At 65.2% G+C, this 23872-nt stretch carries 24 protein-coding genes; 13 read left to right on the top strand and 11 right to left on the bottom strand.

The annotated features are described in order from the left end of the window. Positions 1 to 168 precede the first annotated feature (168 nt). A complete protein-coding gene (locus ACLV74_RS22310) occupies positions 169 to 762 on the bottom strand; it encodes an OmpA family protein (RefSeq protein ID WP_411881615.1) in 594 nt (197 codons plus the stop codon). 121 nt (positions 763 to 883) lie between these two features. Between ACLV74_RS22310 and ACLV74_RS22315 the strand changes: the two genes are divergently transcribed. Further along, positions 884 to 1432 (top strand): gamma-glutamylcyclotransferase, encoded by a 549-nt coding sequence (locus ACLV74_RS22315; protein WP_411881636.1) that lies wholly within the window; start codon positions 884 to 886, stop codon positions 1430 to 1432. Between the two features lie 70 nt (positions 1433 to 1502). Then, positions 1503 to 2018, top strand: a complete 516-nt coding sequence (locus ACLV74_RS22320; protein WP_411881616.1) for a superoxide dismutase family protein — start codon at positions 1503 to 1505, stop codon at positions 2016 to 2018. Here the strand turns inward: ACLV74_RS22320 and ACLV74_RS22325 are convergent. Then, entirely contained in the window at positions 2002 to 2556 is a 555-nt protein-coding gene (locus tag ACLV74_RS22325; protein WP_411881617.1) for an NTP transferase domain-containing protein, read from the bottom strand. The genes ACLV74_RS22320 and ACLV74_RS22325 overlap by 17 nt on opposite strands. A gap of 53 nt (positions 2557 to 2609) precedes the next feature. Here ACLV74_RS22325 and pdxH point away from each other — a divergent pair, with 53 nt between their 5' ends. Beyond that, positions 2610 to 3257, top strand: coding sequence for a pyridoxamine 5'-phosphate oxidase (gene pdxH / locus ACLV74_RS22330; RefSeq protein WP_411881618.1), 648 nt, complete (start codon positions 2610 to 2612; stop codon positions 3255 to 3257). On the opposite strand, the gene folK is transcribed toward pdxH, so the two are convergent. Genes folK through ACLV74_RS22355 form a run of 5 tightly spaced genes read right to left on the bottom strand, consistent with a single transcriptional unit; the run spans position 3254 to position 7863 of the window. Next, on the bottom strand, positions 3254 to 3754 hold the full coding sequence (gene folK / locus ACLV74_RS22335; protein ID WP_411881619.1) for a 2-amino-4-hydroxy-6-hydroxymethyldihydropteridine diphosphokinase: 501 nt from the start codon (positions 3752 to 3754) through the stop codon (positions 3254 to 3256). The genes pdxH and folK overlap by 4 nt on opposite strands. 6 nt (positions 3755 to 3760) lie before the next feature. Continuing rightward, positions 3761 to 5389, bottom strand: coding sequence for a polynucleotide adenylyltransferase PcnB (gene pcnB / locus ACLV74_RS22340; protein ID WP_411881620.1), 1629 nt, complete (start codon positions 5387 to 5389; stop codon positions 3761 to 3763). A gap of 6 nt (positions 5390 to 5395) precedes the next feature. Continuing rightward, a complete protein-coding gene (locus ACLV74_RS22345) occupies positions 5396 to 6073 on the bottom strand; it encodes an HAD family hydrolase (protein WP_411881621.1) in 678 nt (225 codons plus the stop codon). Then, a complete protein-coding gene (gene hda / locus ACLV74_RS22350; RefSeq protein WP_411881637.1) occupies positions 6070 to 6756 on the bottom strand; it encodes a DnaA regulatory inactivator Hda in 687 nt (228 codons plus the stop codon). The genes ACLV74_RS22345 and hda overlap by 4 nt, the downstream gene beginning before the upstream one ends. Positions 6757 to 6789: 33 nt before the next feature. Beyond that, positions 6790 to 7863 (bottom strand): AI-2E family transporter, encoded by a 1074-nt coding sequence (locus ACLV74_RS22355; RefSeq protein WP_411881622.1) that lies wholly within the window; start codon positions 7861 to 7863, stop codon positions 6790 to 6792. Between the two features lie 176 nt (positions 7864 to 8039). On the opposite strand from ACLV74_RS22355, the gene purM reads away from it, so the two are divergent. The 3 genes from purM (at position 8040) to ACLV74_RS22370 (ending at position 11460) form a co-directional block, all read left to right on the top strand. Beyond that, a complete protein-coding gene (gene purM, locus ACLV74_RS22360; RefSeq protein ID WP_411881623.1) occupies positions 8040 to 9080 on the top strand; it encodes a phosphoribosylformylglycinamidine cyclo-ligase in 1041 nt (346 codons plus the stop codon). Positions 9081 to 9117: 37 nt separating this feature from the next. After that, entirely contained in the window at positions 9118 to 10335 is a 1218-nt protein-coding gene (locus tag ACLV74_RS22365) for an MFS transporter (RefSeq protein WP_411881624.1), read from the top strand. A gap of 147 nt (positions 10336 to 10482) precedes the next feature. Next, on the top strand, positions 10483 to 11460 hold the full coding sequence (locus tag ACLV74_RS22370; RefSeq protein ID WP_411881625.1) for a division plane positioning ATPase MipZ: 978 nt from the start codon (positions 10483 to 10485) through the stop codon (positions 11458 to 11460). 70 nt (positions 11461 to 11530) lie between these two features. Here ACLV74_RS22370 and ACLV74_RS22375 read toward each other — a convergent pair whose 3' ends face one another. Next, positions 11531 to 12385 carry a SirB1 family protein gene (locus ACLV74_RS22375; RefSeq protein WP_411881626.1) on the bottom strand — a complete coding sequence of 285 codons (855 nt, stop codon included), beginning with the start codon at positions 12383 to 12385 and terminating at the stop codon, positions 11531 to 11533. A 75-nt stretch (positions 12386 to 12460) separates the two neighbouring features. Next, positions 12461 to 14020, bottom strand: a complete 1560-nt coding sequence (gene murJ, locus ACLV74_RS22380) for a murein biosynthesis integral membrane protein MurJ (RefSeq protein ID WP_411881627.1) — start codon at positions 14018 to 14020, stop codon at positions 12461 to 12463. A 252-nt stretch (positions 14021 to 14272) separates the two neighbouring features. Here murJ and rpsT point away from each other — a divergent pair, with 252 nt between their 5' ends. After that, positions 14273 to 14584, top strand: coding sequence for a 30S ribosomal protein S20 (gene rpsT / locus ACLV74_RS22385; RefSeq protein WP_007864125.1), 312 nt, complete (start codon positions 14273 to 14275; stop codon positions 14582 to 14584). A gap of 130 nt (positions 14585 to 14714) precedes the next feature. Here rpsT and ACLV74_RS22390 read toward each other — a convergent pair whose 3' ends face one another. Continuing rightward, the gene (locus tag ACLV74_RS22390) at positions 14715 to 15035 is read right to left on the bottom strand and encodes a DUF3579 domain-containing protein (protein WP_411881628.1); all 321 of its coding nucleotides are present in this window, start codon (positions 15033 to 15035) and stop codon (positions 14715 to 14717) included. A 282-nt stretch (positions 15036 to 15317) separates the two neighbouring features. Between ACLV74_RS22390 and ACLV74_RS22395 the strand changes: the two genes are divergently transcribed. The 3 genes from ACLV74_RS22395 to ACLV74_RS22405 all read left to right on the top strand — a co-directional run bounded on the left by ACLV74_RS22395 (position 15318) and on the right by ACLV74_RS22405 (position 19374). Continuing rightward, complete coding sequence (locus ACLV74_RS22395; protein WP_411881629.1) at positions 15318 to 16535, top strand: aspartate aminotransferase family protein; 1218 nt, start codon at positions 15318 to 15320, stop codon at positions 16533 to 16535. Further along, entirely contained in the window at positions 16532 to 17476 is a 945-nt protein-coding gene (gene argF, locus ACLV74_RS22400; RefSeq protein WP_411881630.1) for an ornithine carbamoyltransferase, read from the top strand. The genes ACLV74_RS22395 and argF overlap by 4 nt, the downstream gene beginning before the upstream one ends. Positions 17477 to 17916: 440 nt before the next feature. Next, the gene (locus ACLV74_RS22405; protein WP_411881631.1) at positions 17917 to 19374 is read left to right on the top strand and encodes an NCS1 family nucleobase:cation symporter-1; all 1458 of its coding nucleotides are present in this window, start codon (positions 17917 to 17919) and stop codon (positions 19372 to 19374) included. 9 nt (positions 19375 to 19383) lie between these two features. Here ACLV74_RS22405 and ACLV74_RS22410 read toward each other — a convergent pair whose 3' ends face one another. Continuing rightward, entirely contained in the window at positions 19384 to 20148 is a 765-nt protein-coding gene (locus ACLV74_RS22410) for an SDR family oxidoreductase (protein WP_411881632.1), read from the bottom strand. 224 nt (positions 20149 to 20372) lie between these two features. Between ACLV74_RS22410 and kynB the strand changes: the two genes are divergently transcribed. The 3 genes from kynB to kynA all read left to right on the top strand — a co-directional run bounded on the left by kynB (position 20373) and on the right by kynA (position 23329). Continuing rightward, complete coding sequence (gene kynB, locus ACLV74_RS22415; protein WP_411881633.1) at positions 20373 to 21032, top strand: arylformamidase; 660 nt, start codon at positions 20373 to 20375, stop codon at positions 21030 to 21032. A gap of 13 nt (positions 21033 to 21045) precedes the next feature. Further along, a complete protein-coding gene (gene kynU, locus ACLV74_RS22420) occupies positions 21046 to 22326 on the top strand; it encodes a kynureninase (RefSeq protein ID WP_411881634.1) in 1281 nt (426 codons plus the stop codon). Positions 22327 to 22483: 157 nt separating this feature from the next. Next, positions 22484 to 23329: a tryptophan 2,3-dioxygenase gene (gene kynA, locus ACLV74_RS22425; RefSeq protein WP_411881635.1), complete on the top strand. Its 846-nt coding sequence runs from the start codon at positions 22484 to 22486 to the stop codon at positions 23327 to 23329. Positions 23330 to 23872: the final 543 nt, after the last annotated feature.

Consider the following 23872-nt stretch of genomic DNA (forward strand, 5'->3'; position numbering starts at 1 on the left):
AGCCGGGGTCGATGTAACTTTATTACTGACTCTATGGTAACGGGTTACCGGGCGATATCACGCGTGTGTGGTTACGGTACGGTTACCAAACCCAGTCTGATCGCCAGGCGGCGGGCCCGAAGTCGGCGCCCCGCCCCTTCGCCTGTCAGCGACGCACTACTGCCGCCTTTATTGCAGCGAGATTTCGACGCGCCGCGCCTCGGCGTCGCTGCCCCCGGCCAGTTGCTCGGGTTTCTTCAGTTCGATCTGACGTTCGGAAACACCCGCGGCCTTGAGCGCATCGCGCACCGCCATCGCACGCTGCTTGGCCAGGGCCGCATTTTTGGCGGCGTCGCCCGTCGCGTCGTGAAAGCCCGAGATCACCAGCATGCGCCCGCCCTTGGCGGCTTTGACCAGGTCGGCCATGGCGTCGACCGCGCCGGCGGCGAGGTCGGCACTGCCTGACGCGAAGTAGAAGCGCACCACGCCCTGCTCGACCTTCACGCTGGCGGCGTCGGCCGCGGCTTGCGAGGCCTGGGAAGCCTGGATGGCCTGGCTGACTTCCGGAATGAGCGCGGCGGGGGGAACGGCGGGCTCCGAAGCCACAGGCGCAGGGGCCACGGCGGCGATCGCGATTGCGGGAACAGGGGGCGGGCCGGAAGGCTGGGCGCGATGCAGCCGGTGCAGGCTGATGCCTATGACCAGCGTGGTGACAAAAACAATCAGGCCAAGAACGACCGCCAACACCAGGCCCTGCTGGCCTTCATCGTCCCGAGAAAACATTGACCCACTCCCGTCACAAAATCCGTCACAAAAACTCCGCCCATTGTAAAGTGCGGCTGTGGACACTTCAGCAAAGCAACTGGCCGGCCCCGGCCTTTCCGTTCCCCGCAACCCCGATCACATGCTGGAAACCGTCATGCGCGAATGGGGCGGCAAGCGAGACCTCTGGATCTTCGCCTACGCCTCACTGATCTGGCGGCCGGAGTTCGAGCATGCGGAGGAGCGCTTCGCCACCATCCACGGCTACCACCGCGCGCTCAAGATGTGGAGCCGCGTGAACCGCGGCACGCCGGAATGCCCGGGCCTGGTGTTCGGCCTGCTGCACGGCGGCAGCTGCAAGGGCATGGTTTTTCGCATCCCGCGGGACCAGGTGGCGAGCGCCCTGCCCGCCCTGTGGAAGCGCGAGATGCCCAACGGCGTGTACGACCCCAGATGGCTGCGCTGCCAGACCGTCCAGGGTGACGTGCGGGCGCTGGCCTTCACGCTGTCCAAGCGCAGCCCCAGCCACACCGGCGTGCTCAGTGAAGACGTCTACCGGCGGATTTTTTCGGATTCGTGCGGGCGCTACGGCACCACGCGCGAATATGCGCAATTGACCTATGACAAGCTGCGCACGCTGGGCATCCACGACCATGCGCTGGGCAAGCTGCTGGCGCTGGTCAGCCGCTGAGCCTTGCCAGCCGGGGCCGCGCGGCCTACAGTGGCCCTTCCCGTCCTACCCATACATCAGGAGACCCATCATGAATTACCGTCTGGCGCCGCTTGCCGCGGCCCTCGTGCTCAGCGCCTGCGCATCTACCATGAGCGGCCCGCGCGCCGTGGCCCAGTTGCAAAGCACCACCGGCAACACCACCGCCGGAACGGTCAGCTTCACGCAAAGCGGCGACAAGGTGCTGGTCTCGGGCGAAATACGCGGCCTCAAGCCGAATGCCGAGCACGGCTTTCACGTGCATGAAAAAGGCGACTGCTCCAGCGGCGACGGCATGAGCGCGGGCGGCCACTTCAACCCCGGCGGCCAGCCGCACGGCAGCCATTCGGACATGGCCCACCATGCCGGCGACATCCCCAGCCTGAAAGCCGACGCGGCCGGTGTGGCGAAGTTCAGCTTTGAATCAAAAACCATCGCCGTCGGCAGCGGCATGAACGACATCGTGGGCAAGGGCCTGATCGTTCACCGCGACCCGGACGACTACAAAACCCAGCCCACCGGCAACGCCGGCCCGCGCCTGGCCTGCGCGGTCATTGCGCGGGTCTGAACAACGCTTCAGCCCGCCGCAGGTCTTCCAGCGTGTCGATGTCGGTAACCGCGCCTTCATCGACCACATCGATAAAGCCGACGGCCTTGAGCGCGGCCTGCGCCCTGACCACCGACGCCGCGCCCTGATCGCCCTTTAAATCCAGCAGCGCATCACGGCACGCGGCTGAAAAACCCACCGGATGGCCGCGCGCGCCTTTGAACAGGGGCACCACCACCGAATGCCGCGCCAGCGCATCGGCCACCGCCCGCAGCGTGGCGGCCTGCACCAGCGGCAAATCGCCCGGCAGCACCAACCAGCCCGAAGCACCGGGCGTGGCCCGCACGGCGGCCGCGATGCAGTCGCCCATGCCGGGATGGCCCGCATCTTCCAGGTGCCAGGGCAGCCCGCTGGCGGCCACGGCCTGCAATGTGTGCTGCAGCACCGGCTTGCCGGCCAGCAAGGCCTGCAGCTTGTGCGTGCCGCCACCGGATGCGGCGAAGCGCTCGCCCCGGCCGGAAGCCAGAACCATCACAACAGGAAGACCGGACAGGGACATGCGATATGGCATCCAGGGACGTGCAAAAACGGCGCTCTCTTTATACTTCCAGTATGTCAGAGCCCACTCCTTCCATCGCCGACCTGCGCAAAAGCTACGAACGCGCCGAACTCAACGAAGACGCCTCACAGGCCGACCCGCTCAAACAGTTCGAACAATGGCTGCAGGAAGCCATCGCGGCCGAGGTGCCCGAGCCCAACGCCATGACGCTGGCCACGGTGGCCGGCAACCTGCGCCCGTCGACCCGCATCGTGCTGATCAAGGGCTATGACGAGCGCGGCATCACCTGGTTCACCAACTACGACAGCCGCAAAGGCCAGGAACTGGCCGGCAACCCGTATGCGGCGCTGCAGTTCCACTGGGTGGAGCTCGAGCGCGTGGTGCGCATCGAGGGTGTGGTCGAAAAGGTCTCAGCCGAGGAAAGCGACGCCTACTTCAACAGCCGGCCGCTGGATTCCCGCATAGGCGCCTGGGCCAGCCCGCAAAGCGAAGTGATTAGCGGGCGCGGCGTGCTGGTGGCCAATGCCGCCAAATACGGCGCGAAATTTTTGCTGCAGCCGCCACGCCCGCCGCACTGGGGCGGCTACCGCCTGAAGCCCGACAACTGGCAGTTCTGGCAGGGCCGCAAGAGCCGGCTGCATGACCGGTTGAGGTATACGCAGCAAGATGGCGGCTGGTTGCGTGAGCGGCTGGCGCCCTAGCCTTGTTCGCTTAGCCGGCCCAGCCGTTCAATCCGCTGTTGCGAGACCGCCGCCAGTTCCGCGGCGCTGACCAGTTCAGGCGCTATTTCCGCGAGGGGAACCAGCACAAAGGCCCGCTGCGCCATGCGCGGATGCGGCACCGTGAGGCGGGCTGACCCGATGCGGGCGCTGCCGTAGAGCAACAGATCCAGGTCCAGGGTGCGCGGCGCATTGCGGTAAGGCCTTTCGCGGCCGGCGTGATGCTCTATCTGCTGCAGATGCTCCAGCAAACTGGGGGCACTGAGGGCCGTATCGAGTTCGGCCACGGCGTTGAAGTAGTCCTCGCCCGGTGCGGGCGATTCTTCGCCTGAGTCGGTATCCAGCGGTGCTGTTTTGTAGAAACTCGAAGACTGGAGGACTTGCGTGAGCGGGAGGCTATCCAGGGCCTTGACCGCCTGGCGCAGGGCCGCAGCCGCGTCGCCCAGATTGGCACCCAGGGCAACGTAGGCGCGAACCATGGACGCTCAGGAGTTGGAGGCCGTGTCCGTCGATGGCGAGGGGGCATCGCCGCCCGCGCCTTCTCCACCGGCACCACCGCGATTGGTCGGCTTGCGGCGGCGGCGGCGTTTTTTGGCGGGCGCTGCATCGCCCTGTTCGGCGGATGCATCGGCACCATCGGGCGCGCCGCGTTCGGCATGGCCTGTATGGCCAGCACCTGCTTCAGCGTCCGGGCGCTTGACGCGAACCCGCGGCGCCTGCGGCTTTTGCAGCTGGGCCTGGCGCGCCTCTTCGATCATCGCGTGGCGCTCGTCGTCGTAGGCGGTGCTGAATTTCTCCCACCACTCAGCCAGCTCCGTGTCGATCTCGCCGGTCTGCGCGCGAAGGCGCAGGAAGTCGAAGCCGGCGCGAAAGCGCGGCTGTTCGAGCAGCGAATAGGGCGCGCTGCCGACGCGTTTTTCAAAGCGCGGCTGCATGGTCCAGATCTCGCGCATGTCGGTGCCCAGCTTGCCGCGGCCCGAGACGTCGCCGATCTTGGCGTTGAAGGCGTCGTCGATCGCGTCCTGCAGCGCGGGCATGAGGTGCTCGCCGCGCTTCTGGCGCCGTTCCCAGCCTTCGCGCACGTCGGACCACAGCACGCAGGACAGCAGGAAGCTGGGCGCCACCGGCTTGCCTTCGCCGACACGGCGGTCGGTGTCCTGCAGGGCCAGTTTCAGGAAGGGTTCGTCGGCGTTTTCGACCACCACGTCGAGCAGCGGGTAGATGCCGGTGCCCAGGCCCAGGAACTTGAGCTGGGCGATGCTGGCCAGCGCATGGCCGGTCTGCAGCAGCTTGAGCATTTCGTCGAAGAGGCGGGACTGCGGCACGTCGGCCAGCAGGCCCTTCATCTCGCGCAGCGGGGCGACCGTCTTGTCTTCAAACTTGAAGCCCAGCGCGCTGAGCTTAGCGGCAAAACGCACGGCGCGGATGATGCGCACCGGGTCTTCGCGGTAACGCAGCGCCGGGTTGCCGATCATGCGGATGATTTTCTTCTTGGCGTCCTTGATGCCGTTGTGATAGTCGACCACCACCTGGGTTTCGGGGTCGTAGTACATCGCGTTGATGGTGAAGTCGCGGCGCGCGGCGTCCTGCTCGATGGGGCCCCAGACGTTGTCGCGCAGCACCCGGCCGGAGGCGTCCACCGCGTGCTTCATGCCGGCGAGTTCGCTCTTGCTGGTGCGTTCGTTGCCGCCGACCTGCTCGGCAAGGCTGCTGTCGAGGTGGGCGCGGAAGGTCGAGACTTCGATCACTTCATGCTCGCGGCCGCGGCCGTAGATGACGTGGACGATGCGAAAGCGCCGGCCGATGATGAAAGCACGGCGGAACAGGGACTTGACCTGCTCGGGCGTGGCGTCGGTGGCGACGTCGAAGTCCTTGGGACGCAGGCCCACCAACAGGTCGCGCACCGCGCCGCCGACGATGTAGGCCTCATAACCGGCGTCCTGGAGCGTGTGCACCACGTCCATGGCGCGGTCGTCCACCAGCTTGACGTCTATGCCGTGTTCCTTGACGCCTACGTCCTGGCGCTGCCCAAAGGGAGATTTTTTGGCCCGTGTCGCACCGGGCTGCGTGCCGTCTGATTTGCCAAACAGCTTGTCGATAAATTTTTTGATCATGGATAACTAGATAAACAGCTCAAGTATGCGCCATCCGCGCTCCGCCGCCAGCGCCCGCAGGCGCTCGTCGGGGTTGGTGGCGACCGGGTGGGTCGCCTTCTCCATCAAGGCCAGGTCGTTCAGGGAATCGGTGTAAAACGTGGTTTCCACGTCGTCCCAGGCCAGGTTTCGGGCCGCCAGCCATTGTTCCACGCGGGTAACCTTGCCTTCGCGGGCCGAGGGCGTGCCCCTGATTTCACCGCTCAGGCAGCCCTGGGCGTCGCGTTCCAGCTCGACCGCGATCAGCTCCTTGACGCCGAAAGCCTCGGCGATGGGCCGCGTGACGAACTCGTTGGTAGCGGTGACGATGACCAGCTCATCGCCGGCGGCGCGGTGCCCGTCCACCAATGCCTGGGCCTGCGGGGTGATGGCTTTTTGCACCACTTCGCGCATGAAACGGCCATGGGCGGCTGCGGAGTTGGCGGCGCCCTGCTTGCGGATGGCCTGGGTGGCGAAGCGCACGTAATCGTGGATGTCCAGCGTGCCGGCGCGGTAATGCTCGAAAAACTCGGCATTGCGGCGCTTGAACTCGGTGCTGTCGCACCAGCCCAGCGCAATCGTGAATTCGCCCCACTCGTAATCGGAATCGATAGGGATCAGCGTGTGATCCAGGTCAAACAAGGCTATTTTCTTCTTGCCGGTCATTCACTCTCCAGCATGGACTTGATCAGGGGGATGGTGATGGCGCGCTTGGTTTGCAGGGCGTAGCCGTCGAGCTGGTCCAGCAGTTGCATGAGGCTGCCGAGGTCGCGCGAAAAGCGGGTCAGCATGAAATCCATGGCCTCGTCGCTCAGGAACACGCCGCGTGCATCGGCTTCGCGCCGCAGCACGGCGCGGCGCTCGGGCTCGGTCAGGGCCTGCAGCGCGAACACGTGGCCCCAGCCGAGGCGGGTGCGCAAATCCTCGCGCAGCACCAGGTCGGCGGGCGGCACGTTGCCGGCGGCCAGCACCCAGCGCGGCCGGCCGTCGGGGGCGCTGAGCGCGTTGACGAACCAGTTGAAGGCCGCCTGCTGCTGCACCGCGGTGTAGAGATGGCAGTCATCGAGGATGACGGCCGCCCAGGATTCATTGAACTCCGGCGGCTCCAGCAGCGAGGCGTCCATCCAGCCGCTGGAGGCGCCCTGCTCCCGCAGCGTCTCGCGCACGGCCTTGAGCAGATGGGTCTTGCCGCTGGCGGTGTCGCCCCAGAGGTAGGTGGGAACCGGCGAGCGCAGCGTGTTGCCGGCCCAGAGCTCGAGGTGCTTGAGCGCGGCTTCATTCGGCCCGCCAAAAAAATTGGCGAACGAAGGGGCCGAGGCCAGCCCGATGTCCAGCGCAATCTGTTTCATGCCTGCCATGTTGTTATCCCGGCCCCATCGACATCACCCGGCCGTGTAAAGCCGGCTGGCCATGTAGCTGGCCTTGATGCGGCGTATGCCCACCAGCAGCACGGCGCTGGCCGGCAAGGCCACCAGCACGCCGACAAAACCAAACATCTGGCCGAAGGCCAGCAAGGCAAAAATCACGGCCAGCGGGTGCAGGCCTATGCGCTCGCCCACCAGGCGCGGCGTGAGGTAGAGGCTTTCCAGCACCTGCCCGAAGCCATAGACCACGGCCACCATGACCAGCGCCTTGAGCGAGGCGAATTCGAGCAGGCCGGCCAGCACGGCCAGCATCAGGCCCAGGCCGAAACCGAGATAGGGGATGAACATCGCCAGGCCGGTGAAGACTCCGATAGGCACGGCCAGGTCCAGGCCGAACAGCGCCAGGCCCACGGCATAAAACACCGCCATGATCAACATCACCAGCAACTGGCCGCGCAGGTACTGGCCCAGCACCGAGTCGGCCTCGTCGGTGAAGCTGTCGAAGCCGCCGCGCAGGTGGGGCGGCACCAGTTCCAGGATGCGGGCGACGAATTTGTCCCAGTCCATCAGCAGGTAAAACAGCGCCACCGGGATCAGCACGGCGTTGCCGACGATGGCCAGCGCCACACTGCCGCCCAGCTTGAGCGAGGACATCAGCGAGCCGAACAGGTCCTCAAAATTGGCATTGAGGTACTTCAAAACAAAATCCTTGATGCTGCCCACGTCCAGCGCCACATGAATGCCGAACTTCGCCAGCCAGGGCGCAAGGCTGGTATTGAGCTTGTCCGCCAGCAAGGGCACCTGCTCGCGCAACACGGGCAATTCCTTGGCCATGATGGGCACGATCAGCAAAAAGACGCTCAGCAGCACCACGATGAAGAGGAATTCGACGAGGATCACCGCCACCACGCGCGGCAGCCTGCCCTTGCCCATGTCGTCCAGCCGGTTCACCAGCGGCGTCAGCGCATAGGCCAGCACGGCGGCGATGACAAAAGGCGCCAGCACCGGCCCCAGCAGCCACAGCGCCAGGATGACCACGGCGGCGATCAGGCACCAGGCGGCGGCGCGTTTTTGGGTGGTGGTGAATTGCATAAAGCCTTGGGTTGAGCTGGCCGGAAGAAGCCGGAAAGAGGCCGGATGGGTAGCCTTTAGAATCTCAGGCTGAATTCTATCGGGCTTGCAGGCCCGTTCAGCGCCGCAAACCCGCCTTCCAGATCCTCATCCGTCCTCACGTCTCCACCGCCCCTACCCGCAGCAAAGCCGACACCATGACCACCACCTCCCCCACCCCCCTGAGCTACAAAGACGCGGGCGTCGACATCGATGCGGGCGACGCGCTGGTCGAGCGCATCAAGCCGCTGGCCAAAAAAACCATGCGAGAAGGCGTCCTGGCGGGCATTGGCGGCTTCGGCGCCCTCTTTGAGGTGCCCAAGCGCTACAAGGAACCTGTGCTGGTCAGCGGCACCGACGGCGTGGGCACCAAGCTCAAGCTGGCGTTTGAATGGAATATGCACGACACCGTGGGCATAGACCTGGTGGCCATGAGCGTCAACGACGTGCTGGTGCAGGGCGCCGAGCCGCTGTTTTTCCTCGATTACTTCGCCTGCGGCAAGCTGGACGTGGACACGGCCGCGGCGGTCGTCGGCGGCATCGCCCGGGGGTGTGAACTGAGCGGCTGCGCCCTGATAGGCGGCGAAACCGCCGAAATGCCCGGCATGTACCCTTCCGGCGAATACGACCTGGCCGGCTTTGCGGTGGGTGCGGTCGAAAAATCCAAAATCCTGACCGGCAAGGACGTCAAACCCGGCGACGTGGTGCTGGGCCTGGCCAGCAGCGGCGTGCACTCCAACGGTTTCAGCCTGGTGCGCAAATGCATAGAGCGCGCGGCCGGCAACACGCCCGCCACGCTGGACGGCAAGCCCTTCAAGCTGGCCCTGATGGAGCCCACCCGCCTCTACGTGAAGAACGTGCTGGCCGCGCTGGCCGCCCACCCCATCAAGGCGCTGGCCCACATCACCGGCGGCGGCCTGCTCGAAAACATCCCGCGCGTGCTGCCCGAAGGCACGGCCGCCCAGCTCAAAAAGGGCAGCTGGCCGCAAACCGAGCTGTTCGCCTGGCTGCAAAAGACCGCCGGCATCGACGACGTCGAGATGAACCGCACCTTCAACAACGGCATCGGCATGGTGGTGGTGGTGGATGCCGCCAACGCCCAGGCCACGGCCAAAACCCTGCGCGATGCCGGTGAGCAGGTCTATGAGATCGGCGTGATCGCCGCCAAGGGCGACGGCGCCGCCGTCACGGTGGGCTAACACCCCCGGCACTTCCGGCGCGGCAAGCCAGCACCCCATGCCGCAGCCCACCCCCTCAACCCCGCCCCGCCGCCTCCCGGCGGTTATCTGGGCGCTGGGTTTTGTCAGCCTGCTGATGGATATCTCCTCCGAGATGATCCACAGCCTGCTGCCCGTCTTCATGGTCACGGTGCTGGGCACCAGCCTCTGGGCCGTCGGATTGATCGAAGGCCTGGCCGAGGCCACAGCCCTCATCGTCAAAGTGTTTTCGGGCGTGCTCAGCGACTACTGGGGAAAACGCAAGCCGCTGGCGCTGCTGGGCTACGGCTTGGGCGCGGCCTCCAAACCGCTGTTCGCGCTGGCCGCGACGACCGGGCTGGTGCTCACCGCCCGCCTGGTGGACCGCGTGGGCAAGGGCCTGCGCGGCGCCCCGCGCGATGCCATGGTGGCCGACCTGGCACCGGCTGGCATGCGCGGCGCGGCTTTCGGGCTGCGCCAGTCGCTGGATACCGTGGGCGCCTTCGTCGGACCGTTGCTGGCCATGGGCCTGATGCTGCTCTGGGCCAACGACTTCCGGGCGGTGTTCTGGGTCGCCGTCATCCCGGGTTTCCTGGCCGTGGCGCTGCTGGTGTTCGGAGTGCGCGAGCCCGAACGCGAACGCGCGCCGGATGCTCCGCGCCTGAATCCCGTCACCCGCGCCAACCTGCAGCGCCTGGGCGCGCCCTATTGGCGTGTGGCGCTGCTGGGCGCGGTCTTCATGCTGGCGCGCTTCAGCGAGGCCTTTTTGCTGCTGCGCGCCCTGCAAGGCGGCCTGCCGGTGGCCTACACACCGCTGGTGCTGGTCGCCATGAACCTGGTCTATTCCCTGGGCGCCTACCCTTTCGGCAAGCTGGCCGACCGCGTGAGCCATATCGCCCTGCTGGCCTGGGGCCTGGTGGTGCTTGTGGGCGCGGACTTGCTGCTGGCCGCCGGCAGCCACTGGGGCACGGCGGGGGCCGGCATCGCGCTGTGGGGCCTGCACATGGCGATGACCCAGGGCTTGCTCGCCACCATGGTGACCGACACCGCGCCGGCCGACCTGCGCGGAACGGCCTTCGGCTTCTTCAACCTCGTCAGCGGCCTGGCCCTGCTGCTGGCCAGCACGCTGGCCGGCGTACTGTGGGACCAGCTGGGTGCGCCCGCCACCTTCGCCGCAGGCGCCGTGTTCAGCCTGGCGGCGCTGGCGCTGCTGTGGGCATGGCGCAACTCCCTGCGGCTGCAGGCCCTCGCTCCCTGATGGGGTTGGACGGCTCCCACACCTTCGCAACCGATATTCCACCCCGCTACAAAAACACTAGCGGCTGAGACCGATGCCGAAAGGCGCCACTAGACTTTTCGTGTCTTCTGTATCAAACTGTTCCACTGGTCCGTCTTTGGAGCACTCATGCCGGTCATCGCAGTCGTCAACCGCAAGGGAGGCAGTGGCAAAAGCACACTGGCCGCGCACATCGCCGCGTGGTGCGCGCGCAATGGCAGCTCGGTCATGCTGGGCGACGTGGACCGCCAGCAATCGGCGCGCAGCTGGCTCAAGCGCCGCGCCGCCGAACTCCCCGCCATCGCCCCCTGGGCCGTCGACCAGAAAAACATGTTGCGCGTCCCCACGGGCATCACACACGTGGTGCTTGACACACCCGGCGGCATGCACGGTTTCGAACTTGCGCGCGTCGTGATGTTCGCCGACGCCATCATCATGCCGGTGTGCAATTCCATGTTCGACCGCGAGTCGGCGGCGCAGTGCCATGCCGACTTGATGGCCTTGCCGCGCGTAGCCAGCGGCCGCTGCCGCCTGGCCACCGTGGGCATGCGCATCGACGGGCGCACCAGCGCCGCCAAAACCCTGGAAGACTGGTCGGAAGGCTTGGGCATGCCTTTCCTGGGCGCGCTGCGCGAAACCCAGCTGTATGTGCGCAGCCTGGAGCGCGGGATGACGATTTTTGACCTGCCGGCCAGCACCACCGCGCAAGACCTGCAGCAGTGGCAACCCATCCTCAACTGGATCAGGCCCACGCTGTACCCGCCGCAGGCGGCCAACGACGCCCCCGAGCGCGCGCAGGCCAGGACGGTGGCCAAGGCCCCGGCCCAGGCGATCGCGCCCCGGCCTTCGGTCGCCGCGACGCTGGGCGCCAGGCTGCTCAATCCGCCCCCCGCGCAAAAGGCAGCCGCATCACGCCTGGGCAGCTCCCTGCCCGGCAGCCTGATGCCGGCGCAGGAATCATTGGTGCATGGTGCTCGCATGTCCGCCCAGAGCACGGCCCGCGCCGTGGGCCGGCCGGTACAGGTCAGCAGTGCGCCGGCCATGTCTCGCAATGTGAACTCGCCCGACGGCTTGCAGATTCCGCAGTTCCTCAAGCGCGGCACCTGAAGCGCCGCCCTCCTTCGCCTTCAGGCGACGGATAAAACCCAAAGTGGATAGCCAGGCAGCGCCTGAGCGTTCAGTGCCGGCCCCGGCGTAGCTGGGCCAGGCGCTCGGCCATGGCATCGATGTCGAGCGCGTCGTCGGCATTGGCCAGGTAGATCTCCAGGTCGGCCGCCGCGCGTTCGGGCTCGCCGTTGGCGGCCCAGGCCAGGCCGCGGTCGCGGTACTCGATCCAGGCTTCGGGCTGCAGCACGATGAGGCGGTCCTGCACCGGGATCAGCCGCGCCCAGTCTTCCTGCGTCTTGTGGATTTCCTTGAGGTTGCGCAGCATGCGGCTGATGATTTCGCGCGGCGGCGCCGACTGCAGGTACAGGCCCATGGGCACCTCGAACTCGTCGCCTGGGCTGCCGCCGTGCTGGCGAAAAGGTTCGAGCCGCTCGGACAACTCTTCGCGGCTCAGCGACTGGCCGCTGAAGGGGTCTATCACCACCTGGCCCTTGGGCAGGTTGACCTTGACCATGAAGTGGCCCGGAAAGGCCACGCCGCGCGCATTGAGGCCCAGGCCCAGGGCCAGTTCCAGCCACAGCACGGCCAGCGTGATGGGGATGCCGCGGCGCGTGCGCAGCACGGCGTTCAGGTAGCTGTTGTCGGGGTCGTAGTAGTCATTGACGTTGCCGCCGAAGTTCAGGTCGTGGAAAAAGAACTGGTTCAGCGCGCGCAGACGCTGCAGCGCCGGCGCGTCGGCCGGCAGGCGGCGCTTGAGGCGGGCCAGCAGCTGGTCGACGTCGCCCAGCACCTGCTGCACGTCCAGGTCGGGGTATTCGTCCTGCGCCAGGCTGATGGCGGCTTCCAGCAGGGGAAAATGCTCGTCGCTTTCCACCAGGCTGGAGAAATATTGCAATGGTGACGGTACAGCCAGATTTAATTGCATGACCCCTACTTTCTCACAAACCGGCGCAAAAAGGCATCCGGGAAATGCCGCTCGGTGCCCGGAGCACGCCGCCCGTCAATGTCTCAGGAGCCTGGCCACCTTGAGGCCGGACAGCCACAGCGCCGCGAAATACAGCAGCGCCGATACCAGCAACACCAGCGCCAGCCAGCCGATGCGCTCCAGGGAGTGTCCTTTCAGGCCGACCCAGTTCACCGCCCCGGCGGCCCACAGCAAAAAGGCCGCCAGCAAGGCGCTGGCGCCGCCCACCTGCAGCGCAAACTTGCCCCAGCCCGGCAGCGGTTTGTAACTGCCGCGCCGCAAAAGCCCCAGCAACAGCCACAGGGCGTTGATCAACGCGCCGATGGCGATAGAGAGCGTCAAGGCCGCGTGCTGCAGCAAAGGCACCAGGAAAAAATTCAGCACCTGCGTGAACACCAGCACGCACACGGCGATCAGCATCGGCGTGCGCATGTCGTGCCTGGCATAAAAGCCCGGGGCCAGCACCTTCACGGCCACGATGCCCATCAGCCCCACGCCATAGTTGCTCAATGCGGCCGTCGTGCGCTGGACGTCGAGGTCGCTGAACGCGCCGTAGTGGTACAGCACCGCCACCAGGGGCTGCGCGAAAACCAGCAAAGCCACGGCGCAAGGCACCGACAGCAGGACCACCAGGCGCAGCCCCCAGTCGAGCATGGCCGAATAGCGCTCTTCATCCTGGCTGCCGCGCGCCGCAGCCAGTTGCGGCATCAGCACCACCCCCAGGGCGACGCCCAGCATGGCGGTGGGAAACTCCATCAGACGATCCGCATAAGTGATCCAGCTCACGCTGCCGGTGGCCAGGTGCGAGGCAATCTGGGTGTTGATGAGCAGCGATATCTGCGCGACGCTGACTCCCAGCAAGGCCGGCAACATCAGGCCCAGCACCTTGCGCGTGCCCGGGTCGTTCCAGGACTGGCGCAAGGCCGCGAAACTGGCGCCTATCCGCGGCAGCAAGCCCAGCTTGCGCAGCGCCGGCAGTTGCAGGCCCAACTGCAGGATCCCACCCACCATGACCCCCACGCATTGGGCGTAAATCGGCTCGATGCCATGCCTTGCAAACCAGGGGGCGCCCAGGGTGATGGAGCCTATCAACGCCACATTGAGCAGCACGGGCGAGGCGGCGGGCACGGCAAACCTGCGCCAGGTGTTGAGGATGCCGCCGGCCAGCGCGACCAGCGACATGAAGCCGATATAGGGGAACATCCACCGGGTCATCACCACGGCGGCGTTGTAGCCCTGCGGCTTCAGGCCGCTCGCCATGGCCCACACCATCAACGGCGCAGCCGCCACGCCCGCCACGCACAGCACGACCAGCGCCCAGGTCAGAAGTGTCGCCACGTGGTCGATCAGCTGCTTCGCACCCTCCTCGCCTTGCTCCGCCTTGCAGGCCGCCAGCACCGGCACAAAAGCCTGGCTGAAAGCCCCCTCGCCGAGTACCCGCCGGAACAGGTTGGGTATCCGGAAGGCAACGTTGAAGGCGTCGGTCATGGCGCTGACGCCAAAGACCGAGGCCATCAGCAGGTCCCGGACAAGGCCCGTGACGCGCGAGGCCAGCGTCAGCAGGGATACGGTGGAGGCGGCTTTGAATAATGACACCCCGGGAGTTTATGCGGCCAAAAGCCCAGAACCCGATAAAGTTTTGCCTCCAAGGCGGCCTAAATCAGACGCGATGCGAAGCGAGCCGCCTAAAACCAAGTTAGAGACGCGGAACCGGCTTTGCCGGGCCGCAGGCGGGCGGCCCCCTCTGGGGGCAGGGAGCTACACGCAGTGAGCGACCGTGGGGGTATATAATCGTGGGCTTTGCTGCAACATCCACAGACTCCTCCCCAGGATTAAAGGAATACATATATGGCTACCGCCAAACCCAAGAAAAAGAACCCGCGCCTTGCATCAGGCCGTAAACGCGTCCGCCAGGACGTCAAACTCAACGCCGCGAACACCTCGCTGCGCTCCAAATACCGCACCGCTGTGAAAAACGTCGAAAAAGCCGTTGCAGCCGGTGACAAAGACAAAGCCAAGGACCTGTTCGCCAAGGCCCAAAGCATTGTGGACACGGTTGCCGACAAGGGCATCTTCCACAAGAACAAGGCAGCGCGCGACAAGAGCCGCCTGTCCGCCAAGGTGAAAGCCCTGGCACTGGCCCCCGCAAAGGCCGCCTAAGCAATTAGGCAAATCGCCCGGGCGGCATTTTCCCCAAGGAAGATACCGTCCGCCGTTTTGTAGGGTGCGCTGCAGCAAAGCAAAAAAGCCGTCGAAAGACGGCTTTTTTGTTGGCGCTTCAAAAAACTGTTCAGTCTTTGCGCGGAGGGTCGGGGATTAAACAGGCTTCGGCCACCTGCAAGTCATTGTCTTTGGCGAAATTGATGGCGAAGTCCCAGGCCATGGGCTCTGCCTCGCGCAGTTCGGAGTTGACGACCACGCATTTCACGCCGTTGATGACGGTGGGCACGCACCAGGGGGAATAGTTCAGGTGGCTGCCGGGCTGAGGGCCGCCCGGGCGGAAATGGCTCATCACCCCGCAAAGCCTGTCGGCCCAGTCGCTGGGCCGGAAGGTTTTGCCGTCGCGGGTAATGCCCTGAATGAAGACTTCTTTGGCGGTGTTGGAGACCATCGGGTGGAGGGTTTTTTGCGATGGCCAACGTGGGAAAGGGATCGGATTTCACCCATGCTGCACCGCACAACGATTCTAGCTTAACTCAGACTCTTATATAAGACTTGGCCGTAAATTTTCAACACCCGGGACTGCCGGGGTACGCCGGGCGCCTGCATCGCAGTAATGCAGGAACGTCACAAAAGCCCGCAAAGTCTGCGCCTAAAATCAGTCCAGGCCCGCATCACCTGCTGCGGGCCTCGGATTTTCCGCACTGTCACAGCCCTTGTTCCGGAGTTTTCCATGACCGCAGCCCTGCCCAAGCACATCGAAGCCGCCTCGCCCCACGTGATGAACACCTACGGCCGCCTGCCCATCGCGCTGGACCACGGCCAGGGCTGCCGCGTCTGGGACGTCAACGGCAAGGTCTACCTCGACGCGCTGGGCGGCATCGCCGTCAACACCCTGGGGCACAACCACCCCAAGCTGGTGCCGGCCCTGCAGGAGCAGATCGCCAAACTGATCCACAGCTCCAATTACTACCATGTGCCGCTGCAGGAAACCCTGGCCGCCAAACTGGTGGAGCTGTCGGGCCTGGAAAACGTATTTTTCTGCTCCACCGGCCTGGAAGCCAACGAGGCCGCGCTCAAGCTGGCGCGCAAGTTCGGCCACGACAAGGGCATCGAGCGCCCGGAAATCGTGGTCTATGAAAAAGCCTTCCACGGCCGCAGCATCGCCACGCTGAGCGCCACCGGCAACCCCAAGGTGCAGGCCGGCTTCGGCCCGCTGGTTGAGGGCTTCATCCGCGTGCCGCTCAACAACATGGACGCACTGAAAGCTGCCACCGCCAACAACCCCAACGTGGTCGCCGTGTTCTTTGAAGCCATCCAGGGCGAAGGCGGCATCAACAGCATGAAGGACGACTACCTGCGCGAGGTGCGGGCGCTCTGCGACGAGCGCGACTGGCTGCTGATGATCGACGAAGTGCAGTGCGGCATGGGCCGCACCGGCAAGTGGTTTGCCCACCAGTGGGCGGGCATCAAGCCCGACGTGATGCCGCTGGCAAAGGGCCTGGGATCCGGCGTGCCGATAGGCGCCGTCGTGGCCGGCCCCAAGGCCGCCCACATCTTCGGCCCCGGCAACCACGGCACCACCTTCGGCGGCAACCCGCTGGCCATGCGGGCCGGCGTGGAAACCCTGCGCATCATGGAAGAAGAAGGCCTGCTGGCCAATGCCGCGAAGGTGGGCGACCACCTGCGCGCGGCGCTGACGCGCGAACTGGCCGGCGAAAAAGGCCTGAAAGAAATCCGCGGCCGCGGCCTGATGCTGGGCATTGAACTGACCGTGCCCTGCGGCGAGTTGCTGGGCCGCGCCGCCGAGAACGGCCTGCTGCTGAGCGTGACCGCCGATACCGTGATCCGCATGGTGCCCTCGCTGATCATGACCACGGCTGAGGCCGACGAGGCGGTGGCCATCCTGGTGCCTTTGATCAAGCAGCTTTTGAAAGAGAAAAACGCGTGAGCACTGCGATCCCCTCCACGCCCGCGCCCGTGCGGCATTACCTGCAATTCAGTGACCTCAACGCCGCCGAATACGCTTATCTTTTCGAGCGCGCCGCCATCATCAAGAAGAAGTTCAAGACCTACGAAAAACACCAGCCGCTGGTCGACCGCACGATGGCGATGATTTTCGAGAAGGCTTCGACCCGCACACGCGTGAGTTTCGAGGCCGGCATGTACCAGCTGGGCGGCAGCGTGGTGCACCTGACCACCGGCGACAGCCAGCTGGGCCGCGCCGAACCGATTGAGGACAGCGCCAAGGTCATCAGCCGCATGGTCGACCTGGTGATGATCCGCACCTACGAGCAGACCAAGATAGACCGCTTCGCCGAGCATTCGCGCGTGCCGGTCATCAACGGCCTGACCAACGAATTCCACCCCTGCCAGATCCTGGCAGACATCTTCACCTACATCGAGCACCGCGGCTCCATCAAGGGCAAGACGGTGGCCTGGGTGGGCGACGGCAACAACATGGCCAACACCTGGCTGCAGGCCAGCGAAATACTGGGCTTCAAGGTCCACGTGAGCACGCCCGGCGGCTACGAGGTGGACCAGTCCATCGCCGGCATACGCTCGGCCGACAGCTACAAGGTCTTCAAGGACCCGATGCAGGCCTGCGCCGGCGCCGACCTGGTCACCACCGACGTCTGGACCAGCATGGGTTATGAAGCCGAAAACGAAGCGCGCAAGAAGGCCTTTGCCGACTGGTGCGTGGACACCGACATGATGCGCGCGGCCAAGCCGGACGCACTTTTCATGCACTGCCTGCCCGCCCACCGCGGCGAGGAAGTCGAAGCCGACGTGATCGACGGCCCGCAATCGGTGGTCTGGGATGAAGCAGAAAACAGGATGCACGCGCAGAAGGCACTCATGGAGTTCCTTCTGCTGGGGCAGCTCGCGTAACACGCGAGCGTCGGCGCGATAGCGCCGGCATCCTGTTTCGGCGCAGGCTCATGTGCGCAACGCGCGCGTGAAGCGGCCACAGGCCGCGTGCCGCAGCCAAAACCGCATGCACGCGCTGAAGGCACTCATGGAGTTCCTGCTGCTTGGGCAACTTAGCTAAGCCTTCCCCTCGGGCCCCCTTGCGGTGCCCAAATCCCCCGCCCAAACAAAACCGCCGCCCATCCGGCGGCGTGAGCGTGCACGCCCCGGCAGGACGGCATTGAACCCGCGACCTCAACCTGACCGCGCATACCACAGAACCTCGGGTAAACCCGCAAATCGAAGTTCCAAGCATTGAGTACAGTCCTGTATACAAAACTGAACACTCCTTCATGACGCTTTCAGGCGTCGCCGAGGGAGCCCTGGCCAGGGGCACTCGCCCACCGTACCGGAGATCACACGTGGACATTCGCAACCCATCGCCCGATCTGTACAACGAAGACCTGGCGCCCGCCAAGGAGCGCAACTGGGGCACTTTCAGCATCTTCAACGTCTGGACGTCCGACGTGCACAGCCTCTGGGGCTACTACCTCGCGGCCAGCCTGTTCCTGCTGTGCGGCAGCTTCACCAACTTTTTGAATGCTATCGGGCTGAGTTCACTGGTGATTTTTTTCCTGATGAACCTGGTCGGCTACGCCGGCGTGAAAACCGGCGTGCCCTACCCCGTGCTGGCGCGCGCCTCCTTCGGCATCTGGGGCGCCAACCTGCCGGCGCTGGTGCGCGCGGTGGTCGCCTGCTTCTGGTACGGCGCGCAGACGGCGGCCGCCTCGGGCGCCATCGTGGCGTTGCTCACGCGCTCGGATGCCATCATGGCCTTCCACAAATCGACGCACCTGCTGGGACACTCGGGGCTGGAGGTGATCTGTTTTGTCGTGGTCTGGGCGCTGCAGCTGCTGATCATCCAGAACGGCATGGAAACAGTGCGCAAATTCCAGGACTGGGCCGGCCCCGCCGTCTGGATCGCCATGCTGGTGCTGGCCGTTGGCCTGTGCGTGAAGGCCGGCGGTTTTTCATTCGACCACGGCATCCCGCAGGACGTGCTGCTGGCCAAGACCAAGGACGCCGGCGTGCCCGGTGAGCCCGGCTCGTTCTGGGCGCTGATGGCCGTGGGCGCGACCTGGATCACCTACTTCGCGGCGCTGTACCTCAACTTCTGCGACTTCTCGCGCTACGCCAAGGACAAGTCCACCGTCAAAAAAGGCAACCTCTGGGGCCTGCCCATCAACCTGGTGCTGTTCTCGCTGGTGGCCGGCGTCACCACCATCGCCGCCTTCAAGGTCTATGGCGAGGTGCTGCTGCACCCCGAGCAGATCTCCGCCAAGTTCGACAGCTGGTTCCTGGCGCTGCTGGCCGCGCTGACCTTCGCGGTGGCCACACTGGGCATCAACGTGGTGGCCAACTTCGTCTCACCGGCGTTTGACTTTGCCAATGTGTTCCCACGCAAGGTCAGCTTCAAGACCGGCGGCTACATCGCGGCCGGCATCGCGCTGGTGCTCTACCCCTTTGCGCCCTGGGAAGGCAACGCCGCCACCTTTGTGGGTGCGATAGGCGCAACCATGGGGCCGCTGCTGGGCATCATCCTGGTCGACTACTACCTGATCGCCAAGGGCGAGGTGAACGTCGAGGCGCTCTACCACGAGGACGGCGAATACCGCTACCAGGGCGGCTGGAACGTCAACGCGCTGGTCGCCACCGCCGCGGGCGCGCTGTTCTCCAGCATCCTGCCCAACTTCACCAGCCTGCTGCCCTCCTGGTGGGGCATTTACGGCTGGTTCTTCGGTGTGGCGATCGGGGGCGTGGTCTATTACGCGATGGCGATGGCGATGCCGCGCAAGGCCGGGGTGGTGAAGGCCGGCTGAAGCCCGCGCTTATCCGCGGCCCACAAACGGCATCTTCGTCGCCATGATGGTCATGAACTGCACGTTGGTCGACAGCGGCAGCGACGCCATGTGCACCACCGCCTCGGCCACTTCCTTCGCATCCATCATGGGTTCAATGGCGATTTCGCCGTTGGCCTGGGGGACGCCCTTGGCCATGCGCGCCGCAAGCTCCGTCATGGCGTTGCCGATGTCGATCTGGCCGCAGGCGATGTTGTACTTGCGCCCGTCCAGCGAGATCGATTTGGTCAGGCCGGTGATGGCGTGCTTGGTGGAGGTGTAAGGCGCCGAATTGGGCCGCGGCGCATGCGCCGAGATCGAGCCGTTGTTGATGATGCGGCCGCCCTGGGGCAACTGGTCCTTCATCAGCCGGATGGCCGCTTGCGCGCAGAGGAAGGAACCCGTCAGGTTGATGTTGACCACATTGGTCCACTGCTCGAAGGTGATGTCCTCAAGGTTGACGGGCGGCGCACCCACACCGGCGTTGTTGAACAGCAGGTCAAGCCGGCCGAACTTTTCTTTCACTGCGGCAAACGCCGCCGCCACGGACTCAGGCTTGCTCACGTCGGTGGGCAGCGCGAACGCGCGGTCCGTACCCGACTCCTTGGCGACCTCATTGAGCGGCTCCGCACGGCGCCCGACCAGTGCCACGCTGTAACCCTCGCGCAGCAGGGCCAGCACCACGGCCTTGCCGATGCCGGTGCCCGCGCCGGTGACGAGTGCGACTTTGCCGTTGGACTTGTTGTCGGGATTCATGGTGTGCCTTTGTCTCTCTTGAAGGGTTGCAGGAGGGTTTGGTAAATCGATGCAGCGCACGCGCCGCAGGCTCGAATTGTGCCCGAGCCCGGCGGATTGCACCGGCCGGCCGGACCGGCCTACGCCACCAGCAGGCCGCCTCAAATACTTTAGGTTTCAACAATTTTTTAGATTGTTGGAAATAACCGACACCACGCCTTTTTTGCCGGTGCTACCTTTGCACCATGACAGCCCGCATTCGCGCTCCCGGCGCATTACCCTCGCTCAGGATCTGGGACATCTCGCCCCCGGTGGATGAAAACGCCGCCGTGTTCCCCGGCGACACGGCCTACTCGCAGCAACTGCATTTTTCGCTGGCACCGAATTGCCCGGTCAACGTCAACAGCATCACGCTGTCGCCGCACACCGGCGCGCATGCCGATGCGCCGCTGCACTATGCCAACGGCGAGAGCAGCATCGGTGACCTGGACCTGGCCCCCTACCTCGGCCCCTGCCGCGTGATCCACTGCATGGATTGCGGCCCTCTGGTCCTGCCCGAGCACGTCGCCCACGCGCTCAACGCATTGCCGGCGCGCGTGCTGCTGCGCACGTCTCGCAAGGCCAGCCAGGCCTGGGACGCCTTCACCGCCATCTCGCCGGAAACCATGGAACTGCTGGCCAGCAAAAACATCACGCTGATCGGCATTGACACCCCTAGCGTGGACCCATCGACCAGCCAGGACTTGCCCAGCCACCACCAGTTGCTGGCCCACGGCCTGCGCGTGCTCGAAAACCTGGTGCTCGACGACGTCGCCGAAGGCGACTACGAATTGATTGCCCTGCCGCTCAAACTCACCAAGGCCGACGCCTCCCCCGTGCGCGCAATCCTGCGCGAACTCCCTTGATATGAAATCCACCATGACGACTCTGCAAGACTGCCGCGCCCTCGACGCGCAAGACCCGCTGCGCGAACTGCGCCGGCAATTCACGCTGCCCGAAGGCGTGATCTACCTTGACGGCAATTCGCTGGGCGTGCTGCCCAATACCGCGGCCGCGCGCGTTGCCCAAGCCGTGACGGCCGAATGGGGCCAGGGCCTGATCCGCTCCTGGAACAGCGCGGGCTGGTTTGAGCTGCCGCAGCGCCTGGGCAACAAGATCGCGCAACTGATAGGCGCATCCCCCGGCGAAGTGGTGGCCACCGACAGCACCTCCATCAACCTCTACAAAGTATTGAGCGCCGCACTGCACATCGCGGCCCAGGACGCGCCCGACCGCAAGCTCATCGTCAGCGAGCGCAGCAACTTCCCGACCGACCTCTACATCGCCGAAGCCCTGTGCCGCGAACGCGGCTTTCGCCTGCAGCTCGTCGAGCCTGAAGAGATCACCGCAGCGCTCACTGCCGAAGTCGCCGTGCTGATGCTGACCCACGTCAACTACCGCACCGGCGCCATGCACGACATGGCCGTCGTCACCGCCGCCGCGCATGCCGCCGGCGTGCTCACCGTCTGGGACCTGGCGCACAGCGCGGGCGCCGTACCGGTGGACCTGAATGCGGCGAAAGCCGACTTCTCCATCGGTTGCGGCTACAAATACCTCAACGGCGGCCCCGGCGCGCCGGCCTTTGTCTGGGTCAACCCCAAGCACGCCGACCGCTTCTGGCAACCGCTGGCCGGCTGGTGGGGCCATGCAGCGCCTTTTGAATTCACGCCCGACTACCGCCCCGCCCCCGGCGTCGCCCGCTACCTGTGCGGCACCCAGCCCATCCTGAGCATGACCGCCCTCGAGTGCGGGCTGGACACCGTGCTGGCCGCCGAAGCCCTGGGCGGCATGCAGGCCCTGCGCAAAAAATCGCTGGCGCTGAGCGACCTGTTTATCCAGCTCGTCGAAGAACGCTGCGCAGGCCACGGCCTGGGCCTGGCGACGCCGCGCGAACATGCCAGTCGCGGCTCGCAGGTGTGCCTCACCAGAACCGAAGGCGCTTACGCCATCGTGCAGGCGCTGATTGCGCGCGGCGTGATCGGCGACTTCCGCGCCGGTGACGGCGCAGCCGGCAAGCACCTGGACATCCTGCGCTTCGGCTTCACGCCGCTCTACATCGGCTTTGAAGACGTCTGGAACGCCGTCGAGCATTTGAAGCAGGTCCTTGAAACCAGCGAATGGCGGAAAGCCGAATTCAACCGGAAGCACGCGGTCACATGATGACATGGCCCCCACGGTCGTCCACTGCGTGTAGCCTGCGGCTTCTCCCTGCCCCTTTCATCACAAGAGGGGCCGCTACGCCTGCGGCCCGGCAAAGCCGGTTCCGCGGCCCCTGCTTGTTTCAATACCCAGATCGCTTTTCCGTGAAAGATCATCCATGAACACACAACGGCCGGCAGACATCGTGCGCGACGAAAAAGCGCAGCTCGACTTCAGCAAGTCCATGAGCTATGGCGACTACCTGCAGCTCGATGCCATCCTGGGCGCACAGAAACCGCTCTCGCCCGACCACAATGAGATGCTGTTCATCATCCAGCACCAGACCAGCGAACTCTGGATGAAACTGATGCTGCACGAGTTGCGCGCCGCGATCGCCAACATCGCCAGCGACGAACTCGGCGGCGCCTTCAAGATGCTGGCGCGCGTGAGCCGCATCATGGAGCAGCTGGTGCACGCCTGGGACGTGCTGGCCACCATGACCCCGCCCGAGTACAGCGCGATACGCCCTTACCTCGCCAACTCCAGCGGTTTTCAAAGCGCGCAATACCGCTGCATCGAATTCGCACTCGGCAACAAAAACGCCGCCATGCTGAAACCCCACGCGCACCGGCCCGACCTGCTCGCGCAAGTACAAGCCGCCTACGAAGCCCCGTCGCTCTACGACGAAGCCCTGCGCCTGCTGGCCCGCCGCGGCCTACCCGTGCCCGCCAGCCACACCCAGCGCGACTGGACCCAGGGCTATGCCGAAAGCGACGAAGTCGAGCAGGCCTGGCTGGTGGTCTACCGCGACCCGAAAAAGTACTGGGACCTCTACCAGCTCGGCGAAGAACTCACCGACCTGGAAGATGCCTTCCGGCTCTGGCGATTCCGGCACGTCACCACCGTGGAGCGCGTGATCGGCTTCAAGCGCGGCACCGGCGGGACCGGCGGTGTCAGCTACCTGCGCAAGATGCTGGACGTGGTGCTGTTTCCGGAGATCTGGAAATTGCGGACGGATTTGTAGGGTCGGGTCTTGCGCCGGCTCCCCGCGCCCTTGCCCTCTGCTGAGGGTGGCTGGCCGGGAGTGGCCCGGCGGCCAGTAACTTTCTTTTGCTTCGCCAAAAGAAAGTCACCAAAGAAAAGGCGACCCTGGTTCCTGCGTCCCTACGCTTCGCTGCGGGCAACCTGCGGTGCTCGGTTCAGGCGGGGTCTGGCTAAACTCGCTACGCTCAGACAACGCCAGCCCTGATCCGCCTGAACCTGCGCTCCTCGGCGCATCCACAAGGGGCAATCGGGATCGGGAACCGAATACAGGAATACAGAAGACAAATACAAACAAGGACACGCCATGGCGTGTCCTTGTTTCTTCAGGTATTCGGGTTTTGTCTTGGGCTGTTGGCTGTTCAGTATTCCTGTCTCCACCCCTTGTGGATGCGCCGAGGAGCGGAGGGCCAGACGGATCAGGGCAAAAACTTGTTTGAGCCGCAGGCGAGTTGTTTTTGACCCCGTCTGGACCGAGCACCGCAGGTTGCCCCGGAGCGAAGCGCAGGGGACGCAGCAACCAGGG

Source organism: Polaromonas sp. YR568, from assembly GCF_943369415.1.
Taxonomy (GTDB): Bacteria; Pseudomonadota; Gammaproteobacteria; order Burkholderiales; family Burkholderiaceae_C; genus Polaromonas.